The 8649-nt window shown below is 73.5% G+C and carries 7 protein-coding genes; 2 read left to right on the forward strand and 5 right to left on the reverse strand.

Annotated features, from left to right (window positions below; all coding sequences use genetic code 11):
• Window positions 1–74: 74 nt before the first annotated feature.
• Together uvrA and AB0C78_RS45660 are read right to left on the reverse strand one after the other, a co-directional pair.
• Window positions 75–2912, reverse strand: coding sequence for an excinuclease ABC subunit UvrA (uvrA, locus tag AB0C78_RS45655; protein ID WP_360761056.1), 2838 nt, complete (start codon window positions 2910–2912; stop codon window positions 75–77).
• Between the two features lie 208 nt (window positions 2913–3120).
• Window positions 3121–3681 (reverse strand): helix-turn-helix domain-containing protein, encoded by a 561-nt coding sequence (locus AB0C78_RS45660; protein ID WP_360761058.1) that lies wholly within the window; start codon window positions 3679–3681, stop codon window positions 3121–3123.
• An 88-nt stretch (window positions 3682–3769) separates the two neighbouring features.
• Between AB0C78_RS45660 and AB0C78_RS45665 the strand changes: the two genes are divergently transcribed.
• Complete coding sequence (locus tag AB0C78_RS45665) at window positions 3770–4180, forward strand: nuclear transport factor 2 family protein (protein ID WP_360761060.1); 411 nt, start codon at window positions 3770–3772, stop codon at window positions 4178–4180.
• A 13-nt stretch (window positions 4181–4193) separates the two neighbouring features.
• Here the strand turns inward: AB0C78_RS45665 and AB0C78_RS45670 are convergent, their stop codons facing one another.
• On the reverse strand, window positions 4194–4988 hold the full coding sequence (locus tag AB0C78_RS45670) for an MBL fold metallo-hydrolase (protein ID WP_360761062.1): 795 nt from the start codon (window positions 4986–4988) through the stop codon (window positions 4194–4196).
• A gap of 128 nt (window positions 4989–5116) precedes the next feature.
• On the opposite strand from AB0C78_RS45670, the gene AB0C78_RS45675 reads away from it, so the two are divergent.
• Window positions 5117–5878 carry a maleylpyruvate isomerase family mycothiol-dependent enzyme gene (locus AB0C78_RS45675; protein WP_360761063.1) on the forward strand — a complete coding sequence of 254 codons (762 nt, stop codon included), beginning with the start codon at window positions 5117–5119 and terminating at the stop codon, window positions 5876–5878.
• Window positions 5879–5909: 31 nt separating this feature from the next.
• Here AB0C78_RS45675 and AB0C78_RS45680 read toward each other — a convergent pair whose 3' ends face one another.
• Window positions 5910–6617, reverse strand: coding sequence for a Crp/Fnr family transcriptional regulator (locus tag AB0C78_RS45680; RefSeq protein WP_360761065.1), 708 nt, complete (start codon window positions 6615–6617; stop codon window positions 5910–5912).
• A gap of 106 nt (window positions 6618–6723) precedes the next feature.
• A complete protein-coding gene (locus AB0C78_RS45685) occupies window positions 6724–8505 on the reverse strand; it encodes a tetratricopeptide repeat protein (RefSeq protein WP_360761067.1) in 1782 nt (593 codons plus the stop codon).
• Window positions 8506–8649 lie beyond the last annotated feature (144 nt).

An 8649-nucleotide genomic window follows, 5' to 3' on the forward strand; every position in this document is an offset into this window, starting at 1 on the left:
GGAGCGCACGGCCCCGGCGGGACGGCCCCGGCGGGACGGCCCCGGCGGGACGGCCCCGGCGGGACGGCGCGGGGTCAGCCGAGGATCTTGGCGAGGAACTGGCCGGTGTGGCTGCCCTCGACCTTCGCCACGTCCTCCGGGGTGCCGGTGGCGACGACGGTGCCGCCGCGCGACCCGCCCTCCGGGCCCATGTCGACGATCCAGTCCGCGGTCTTGATCACGTCCAGGTTGTGCTCGATGACGATCACCGTGTTGCCCTTGTCGACCAGGCCGTTCAGCACGCCGAGGAGCTTGCGGATGTCCTCGAAGTGCAGGCCGGTGGTCGGCTCGTCCAGCACGTAGATCGTCCGGCCGGTGGAGCGCTTCTGCAGTTCGGCGGCCAGCTTGACGCGCTGCGCCTCGCCGCCCGACAGCGTCGGCGCGGGCTGGCCCAGCCGGACGTAGCCGAGGCCGACGTCGTTCAGCGTCTTCAGGTGCCGGTGGATCGCCTTGATCGGCTCGAAGAACTCGGTGGCCTGCTCGATCGGCATGTCGAGCACCTCGGAGATCGTCTTGCCCTTGTAGTGGACCTCGAGCGTCTCGCGGTTGTAGCGGGCGCCGTGGCACACCTCGCACGGGACGTAGACGTCCGGCAGGAAGTTCATCTCGATCTTGATGGTGCCGTCGCCGGAGCAGTTCTCGCAGCGGCCGCCCTTGACGTTGAAGGAGAACCGGCCCGGCTGGTAGCCGCGCACCTTCGCCTCGGTGGTCTGCGCGAACAGCTTGCGGATGTGGTCGAACACGCCGGTGTAGGTCGCCGGGTTGGAGCGCGGCGTCCGCCCGATCGGCGACTGGTCGACGTGCACGACCTTGTCGAGCTGGTCGACGCCGTTGACCCGCTTGTGCTTGCCGGGGACGGTCTTCGCGCCGTTCAGCTGCTTGGCCAGCGAGTTGTACAGGATGTCGTTGACCAGCGTCGACTTGCCGGACCCGGACACGCCCGTCACCGCGGTCAGCACGCCGAGCGGGAACGCCACGTCCACGTTGCGCAGGTTGTTCTGCTGCGCGCCCTTCACGGTGACCTCGCGGCCCCGGGTGCGCGGCCGGCGGATCTCCGGCACCTCGATCGACCGGCGGCCCGACAGGTACGCGCCCGTCAGCGAGCGCTCGGACTTCAGCAGCTCGTCGACCGTGCCGGACACGACGATCTCGCCGCCGTGCTCGCCGGCGCGCGGGCCGATGTCGACCACCCAGTCGGCGGCGGCGATGGTGTCCTCGTCGTGCTCGACGACGATCAGGGTGTTGCCCATGTCGCGGAGCCGGATCAGCGTCTCCAGCAGCCGGTGGTTGTCGCGCTGGTGCAGGCCGATCGACGGTTCGTCCAGCACGTACAGCACGCCGACCAGGCCGGACCCGATCTGCGTCGCGAGCCGGATGCGCTGCGCCTCGCCGCCCGCGAGCGTCGCGGACGCGCGGTCGAGCGTGAGGTAGTCGAGCCCGACGTCCAGCAGGAACCCGAGCCGGGCGTTGATCTCCTTCAGCACCCGCTCGGCGATGTGCTTCTCGCGCTCGTTCAGCTCCATCGCCAGCAGGAACTTCGCGGCCTCGCCGATCGGCATGGCCGCGACCTCGGCGATCGACATCCCGCCCATGGTGACCGCCAGCACGACCGGCTTCAGCCGGGCGCCCTCGCAGGTCGGGCACGGGATCTCGCGCATGTAGCCCTCGAAACGCTCCCGGCTGGAGTCGCTCTCGGACTCGGCGTGCCGCCGCTGGATGTACGGGATCACGCCCTCGTAGGCGGTGTAGTACGAGCGCGTCCGGCCGTACCGGTTCTTGTACCGGACGTGGACCTGCGTCTCGTGCCCGTTGAGGATCGCCTTGCGCGCCTTGGCGGGCAGCTTCTCCCACGGAGTGTTCAGGTCGAAGCCCATGGCGTCGCCCAGCGCGGACAGCAGGCGCAGGAAGTAGTCGCTCACGTGCCCGCCCGACCACGGCTGGATCGCGCCCTCGCCGAGCGTCAGCTCACCGTCGGGGATGACCAGCTCGGGGTCGACCTCCATGCGGGTGCCGAGACCGGTGCAGTCGGGGCAGGCGCCGTACGGCGAGTTGAACGAGAACGACCGCGGCTCCAGCTCCTCGAACGACAGGTCGTCGTACGGGCAGTACAGGTGCTCGGAGTACATCCGGGTGCGGTTCTCGTCGTCCTCGGGGAGGTCGACGAAGTCGAGGACGATCGTCCCGCCCGCGAGGCCGAGCGCGGTCTCCACCGAGTCGGCGAGCCGCTGCCGCGCGGTGTCCTTCACCGAGAGCCGGTCGACCACGACGGAGATGTCGTGCTTCTCCTGCTTCTTCAGCTTCGGCGGCTCGTCCAGCCGGATCATCGCGCCGTCGACCAGCGCCCGCGAATAGCCCTTGGACTGCAGCTCGCGGAACAGCTCGAGGTACTCGCCCTTGCGGCCGCGGATGACCGGCGCCAGCACCTGGAACCGGGTGCCGGCCTCCAGTTCCAGCACCCGGTCGACGATCTGCTGCGGCGCCTGCCGGCTGATCGGCCGGCCGCATTCGGGGCAGTGCGGGTGCCCGATCCGGGCGTACAGCAGCCGCAGGTAGTCGTAGACCTCGGTGATCGTCCCGACCGTCGACCGGGGGTTCTTGCTGGTCGACTTCTGGTCGATCGACACCGCCGGGGACAGGCCCTCGATGAAGTCGACGTCGGGCTTGTCCATCTGCCCGAGGAACTGCCGGGCGTAGGCCGACAGCGACTCGACGTACCGGCGCTGCCCCTCGGCGAAGATCGTGTCGAACGCCAGGCTGGACTTCCCGGACCCCGACAGACCGGTGAACACGATCATGGCGTCCCGCGGCAGGTCGAGCGAGACGTCCTTCAGGTTGTGCTCGCGTGCTCCACGCACGATGAGTCGGTCATGCACGGCGTACTTCCGGTTCCTCTTCTGGGCGCGGTGATGGGGAGAGACGGGCGCTCTCCAGGCTAGCCAGGGGGTCCGACAGAATCCCCCGAGTCGTTAACAGCGGCGGTCGCCGCCGCATTTCGTGCCGCGCCCCGCCCGTCCCCGGACGGTCCCGGCGGCACTCTGGCACCGTACACGTGTTCGAACGCCCCCCGCCACCGCAACCCGCCTACCGGGGCCGGAGGGCGTCCTTGACCAGGGCGACGGTGCGGCGCCGCAGGTCATCGGACCAGCCGCCGGCGACGGCCCCGTGGCCGGTGGCGGCGACGAGGGCCATGACCTCGTCGAGCCGGGCGTCGGCGCGGACCGTCCCGGCGCGCCGGCCGGCCTCCAGGAGGGCGCCGAAGGCGTCGGCGAGCGCCATGATCTGGTCGCCGGGCTCGATCTCGGTGCCCTCCTCGGCGAGCAGGCCGACGACAGGGCCGATGTTCGCCGAACTGTCGACGAGGAACGTGACGTAGTCGTAGAAGGCGGTGGCGGGATCGCCGTCCGCGGCGAGGGCGGCGGCGCGGTCGATGAGCCGCTGCCGGAGCTCCTTCATGATCGCCGCGAGCAGGTCGCGCTTGGTCGGGAAGTGCCGGAAGACGGTGCCGACGGCCACGCCCGCGCGGGCGGCGACCTCCTCGGTGGAGGCGGCGGCGCCGTGCTCGGTGAACACCTCCTCGGCGGCGGCGAGGATGCGGGCGCGGTTGCGCCGGGCGTCGGCGCGCAGGGGCTTGTCCGGGGTCATCCGTCCGTCCATTGACAAGATGAGTCGCGACTCATATTTTGCAATGTGAGTTCCCACTCATGTTAGTCCGCTCCGAAGGGGATGCCGCATGCCCGACCGGACGCCGCGCGAGCTGTTCGCGCGCTTCCAGCACAACGTCCTCGCCGGCGAGGGCGGGTTCGCCGAGGAGATGCTCGCCGAGGACGTCGCGATCGAGATGCCGTTCGCGCCGGCCGGCCACGCCAGGCGGATCGAGGGCCGCGCCGCGGTCACGGCCATGGTCCGGCAGGGCCGCGAGGCGCTGCCCATCGCCTTCGAGGAGTTCCGGGACGTCGTGATCCACGAGACCGCCGATCCCGAGGTGATCGTCGCCGAGTACGCGCTGGTGGCGTCGGTGCCCGGGAGCGGCCGCCGCGCGTCGGCCGCCTTCGCCGTGGTCCTGCGGGCGCGGGACGGGCGCATCGTGCACTGGCGCGAGTACCAGGACCGCGCGGCGATCACCGAGGCGCTCGCCGGGTGACCCGCCGCGCGGGCTACTCGTCGTCCAGCGCGAACGACAGGTAGCGGTCGGCCGAGCGGCGCACGGCGTCCTTGCCGTCGGTATAGACGATCTTCCGCCACCAGGCGCCGTAGACGCGGTCGAACTCGTAGGGCTCCAGCAGCCGCAGCGCGCGCCGCACCGTCCGGGGCCGCTCGGGGATGTAGTTCGGGTAGCTGTACATGAAGCTGACCCAGTCCCGGTCGTTGACGACCTGGAGGATGTCGCCGGAGAACAGCGCGCGGGCGTCGCGCCAGTGCAGCACCTGGCCGCCGTCGAAGTGGACGCCCGCGTTGATCAGCGTGAGGCCGTCGGCCAGCTCGAAGGTGTCGCCCTCCCAGAAGACGACGGACGCGTCGGGGCGGGCCACCCACCGGCGGTCGGCCTCGTGGATGTAGACGGGCGCGTCGAACGCGTGCGCCCACTCGATCATCGTGCCGTAGTAGTGCGGGTGGCTGATCGCGATCGCGGTGATGCCGCCCATGTCGTCGACCTCGCGGATCAGCTGGTCGTCGATGTGGGTGACCATGTCCCACAGGACGTTGCCGGTCGGGGCGCGCAGCAGCAGCGCCCGCTGGCCGATGGCGATGGACGGCTCGGTGCCGATGCCGACGACGTCCAGGCCCTCCTCCTCGACGCGGCCGCGATGGCCGGCGGCGCGCAGCTCCTCCAGGCTCGTCCAGCGCTGGCCCTCCCAGCCGACGTACTGCCGCTCGTCCTCGCAGATGGGGCAGTCGGGACGCGGCTCGCCGTACTGGACGCCGCAGGTGGCGCAGATGGGGTATTCCATGATCCACATTGTGGTACCGGAACGGCGCCGGAGTGAGCAGAAACGCACGGCCGGGCGCCGCGGGCCGCCTGGTGCGGGCGCGGCGGCTGCGCCAGGATGAAGCCTCCGACGGAGACGGGGGTGCCGGCATGGGGAACGCGGTGGAGACCTGGCGGTTGGCGATCGGCGAGGCGGACGCGGGCGCGGAGCGGGTGGCGGAGCGCGTCGCCGGACTCACCGAGCACGAGCTGCGAGCGCCGTCGGCGCTGCCGGGCTGGACCCGCGGGCACGTCGCGACGCACATCGCCCGCAACGCGGACTCGCTGTGGAACCTGCTGGAGTGGGCGCGGACCGGCACGGTGATCCCGCAGTACCCGAGCTTTGAGAGCCGCGTCGCCGACATCGAGGCGGGCGCGGTTCGCAGCGCCCGCGAGCTGGCCGACGACGTGCGGGCCACGGCGGCGCGGTTCGCCGAGCAGGTCCGCACTATGCCGGACGAGGCGTGGAACGCTCCCGTCGCGGCGATGGCGGGCTGGAAGCACCCCGCCTGGTACACGGTGCTGCGCCGCTGGCACGAGGTGGAGGCGCACCACACCGACCTCGCCGCCGGGTACGGGCCCGCCGACTGGCCCGAGCCGTACGTGCGGTGGGCGCTGACCAGCACGCTCACCGACCTCGCCGCGCTGCCGGCGGGGCAGTGGGGCGAGTTGGCCGGGTACCGGATCACCGCGACCGACTCGGGCGAGTCCGCCGGCCTCGGCTGGACGGCGGGCGGGCCGGAGGCGTCCGGGTCAGGACGCGCACTGCTGGGCTGGCTGAGCGGCCGCTCGGACGGCGCGGGCGTGACGCTGCGCCCCGACGGGCCGGTGCCCGTCCCGCCGCCGTGGCCGCACCGGCCGTCCGGGTTCTGACCGTCCGGGCTCTGACCAGGCCGGGCTCCCGCTAGCCCGGGTCGTCCCCGCCCGCCAGGAGGCGCAGCACGGCCACCGAGCGGACGATGATCGTGCCGCGCGCGACGGCCACACCGCCGCGCAGCGGGTCGGAGGCGAGGAGCTGCGCGACCTTGCGGCGGCCCATCCCCGCCCAGCGGCCGAGGTCCTGCTGGGAGACCGGCACCTCGATCCGGACGGCGTCGTCCGGCGCGGCGACGCCGTCGGCGCGCTCCTCCTTCAGCGGCGTCCCGAACCGGGCGGCCAGCCGCAGCAGCCGGCTCGCGAGCCGCCGCTCGGCCTCGTCGGGGAAGTGCGCCATGCGCAGCTCGTTGGCGTCGCGGAGCCGTTCGGCGAGGACCGCGGCGACGGCCCACGCCGACCCGGGGTGGGCGTCCAGCACGCCGCGGAACCGGTCGGCGGGCAGCACCAGCGCCTCGACGCGGGTGAGCGCCTCGACGTTGGCGTGCCGGACGCCGCCGTCCGCCGCCTCCATCTCGCCGACGAGGTCGCCGGGCCCGAGCACGTCGAGGATCGCGATCTCGCCGTCCCGGTCCGCCCACACCTTCACCGCGCCGGTGCGCAGCACGAAGACCTGCGACGCGCGGGTGTGCTCGCGCGTCAGGAAGGCCCCGGGCCGGATCACGGCGGGGGCGCCGGTGCGGCGCAGCGCCTCCCGCGCCGCCGCCGGCAGCGCGTCCCAGAACGGTGCGGATGCCATCTCGCCTCCTCGCGGAACCGGGCGGGGCTCCCCGCCGCGAGGTCTCGCCTCACGGGGCGCCCGTGTCCAGTGAACGCGGCGGCACGCCGATGGACCGCGTAGTTCGTCACATGTCAAGCGACCTGTCCGAGGCGAGCCACTTGTCCAGCGCCACGATCCGCCGGGCGCAGTCCGCCGCGCCGGCCTCGTCGCCGAGCGCCCGCCGCGACTGCGCCTGCAGTTCGAGCGCGGCCCGCCGGCCACCATGATCGTCCATGTCGCGGCGGATCGCGATCTCGGCCTCGAAATGCTCGCAGGCGTCGGCGTGCTCGCCGAGCAGCCGGCACGCGCGGGCCATCGCGTGCAGCGCGTACGCCTGCTCGCGGGCGTCGCCGACCTCGGTGGCGGCCCGCAGCGCCCGCGCCCCGGTGGCGCGGGCCTCGGCGGCCCGGCCGAGGTCCAGGTGGATGGCGGCGAGATGGACCAGCGCGGTCGCCTCGCTGTGCCGGTCGCCGACCTCGCCGAGGACGCGCAGCGCCTCCAGCTCCATCTCCAGCGCCTCTTCGGGGCGCCCGCTGCGGCGCAGGACGGCGGCGAAGGTGTCCATGCCGACGCCCATGCCGTACCAGTCGCCACCGGCCCGCCTGATCCGCAGCGCCTGGGCGGCGGCGCGCTCGGCGTCCTCGGGCAGGCCGAGCCGAAGGTAGGTGCGGGCGAGGCTGCCGAGGGTCCCGGCCAGTCCGCTCTGCGCGCCGAGCCCGTGCCACAGGTCGAGCGCCTCCAGCCCGAGGACGAACGCCTCCTGAGGGCGGCCGAGGCGGCGCATGACCACCGACAGGTGCTCCAGGTCGTGCGCCTCGCCGTGCTGGTCGCCGATCTCCCGGCGGATCTCCAGGGCGCGCAGTAGCTGCTCGCGGGCCTCGCGGTAGCGGCCGAGCCGCCAGTGGACGATGCCGATCTGCGCGACGGTCTCGGCCTCGCCGTGCCGGTCGCCGGTGTCGCGGTGCAGGCGCAGCGCCTGCCCGCAGTAGGTGAACGCCTCCGGGTACCGGGCCGCGTCGCACATCAGCATGCCCAGGGTGGTCAGCGCGCGCGCCTCCCCGTGACGGGCGCCCAACGCCTGGTACGTGCGCAGTGCTTGTTCGGCGTCCCGCAGCGCCATCTCGCGCAGTCCCAGCGCGGCGTTCATCCGGGCCAGTTCGGTGAGCGCCTGGGCCGCGCCGTGCCCGTCCGCCATGTCCTGGCGGATGTAGAGCGCCTCCAGCGCGTGCGAGACCGCCTCGTGGACGTTCCCGAGGCGGCGGTGCACCTGCGCGAGCGTCAGCAGCGTCTCCGCAACCCCGGGCTGGTCGCCGATCCGGCGGCGCACCTCCAGCGCCTCCCCCGCGTGGTCGAGCGCGATCTCGTAGTCGCCGAGCCCGAGCCGGGCGCGGGCGAGCGTGTCGTGGTCCTTGGCGAGGCCGCCGCGGTCGTCCATCTCGCGGTGGATGTCCAGCGACCGGCGCGCGTGCTCGATCGCGGTGAGGTAGCGGCCGAGCGCCACGTGCACGTCGGCGAGCGTGGCGAGCGCGGCCGCCTCGCCGTACCGGTCGGGCGGCTCGACCGTCCGGAACGCGCGCCGCGCGTCCTCCCCGTACCCGATCGCCTGGACGGAGCCGCCCGCCTCGAAGTGCGCCACCGCCAGGTTGTGCAGCATGACGGCGGCGGCCGCCCAGTCCTCCTCCGTGCGGGCGGCGTGCAGGCCCGCCTGGTGGACGGCGATGTTGTCCTCGCTGTAGCGGCGGAACTCCTGGAAGTCGAACAGCGCGTCCGCCAGCTCCCAGCAGGTGCGGTGCAGGCCGAGGCGGGCCGCCTGGTGCACGGCGGCGACCAGGTTGCGCCGCTCGGCCTCGAACCACGCCAGCGCCACCGCCCGCTCGGCCCCCGCCGCCGCGCGGGCCGCCGTGGCCCGGCCCGGCCGTGGGGGGGGGGGGGGCCGGGCCCCCGGCGCGCCCCGCCCCCCCCCGCCCCGCCGGCGCGGCGGGCGCGCCCGCGCGGGCGCGGCCGCCCGCGC

The sequence above is a fragment of the Actinomadura sp. NPDC048394 genome (assembly GCF_040651755.1).
GTDB classification, from domain to species: domain Bacteria; phylum Actinomycetota; class Actinomycetes; order Streptosporangiales; family Streptosporangiaceae; genus Spirillospora; species Spirillospora montaniterrae.

Excerpts from the sequence above, each read along its gene's own strand:
- AB0C78_RS45660 (WP_360761058.1), bottom strand. The coding sequence starts at position 3,681 with ATGACCCCGGACAAGCCCCTGCGCGCCGACGCCCGGCGCAACCGCGCC.
- AB0C78_RS45665 (WP_360761060.1), top strand. The coding sequence starts at position 3,770 with ATGCCCGACCGGACGCCGCGCGAGCTGTTCGCGCGCTTCCAGCACAAC.
- AB0C78_RS45670 (WP_360761062.1), bottom strand. The coding sequence starts at position 4,988 with ATGGAATACCCCATCTGCGCCACCTGCGGCGTCCAGTACGGCGAGCCG.
- AB0C78_RS45675 (WP_360761063.1), top strand. The coding sequence starts at position 5,117 with ATGGGGAACGCGGTGGAGACCTGGCGGTTGGCGATCGGCGAGGCGGAC.
- AB0C78_RS45680 (WP_360761065.1), bottom strand. The coding sequence starts at position 6,617 with ATGGCATCCGCACCGTTCTGGGACGCGCTGCCGGCGGCGGCGCGGGAG.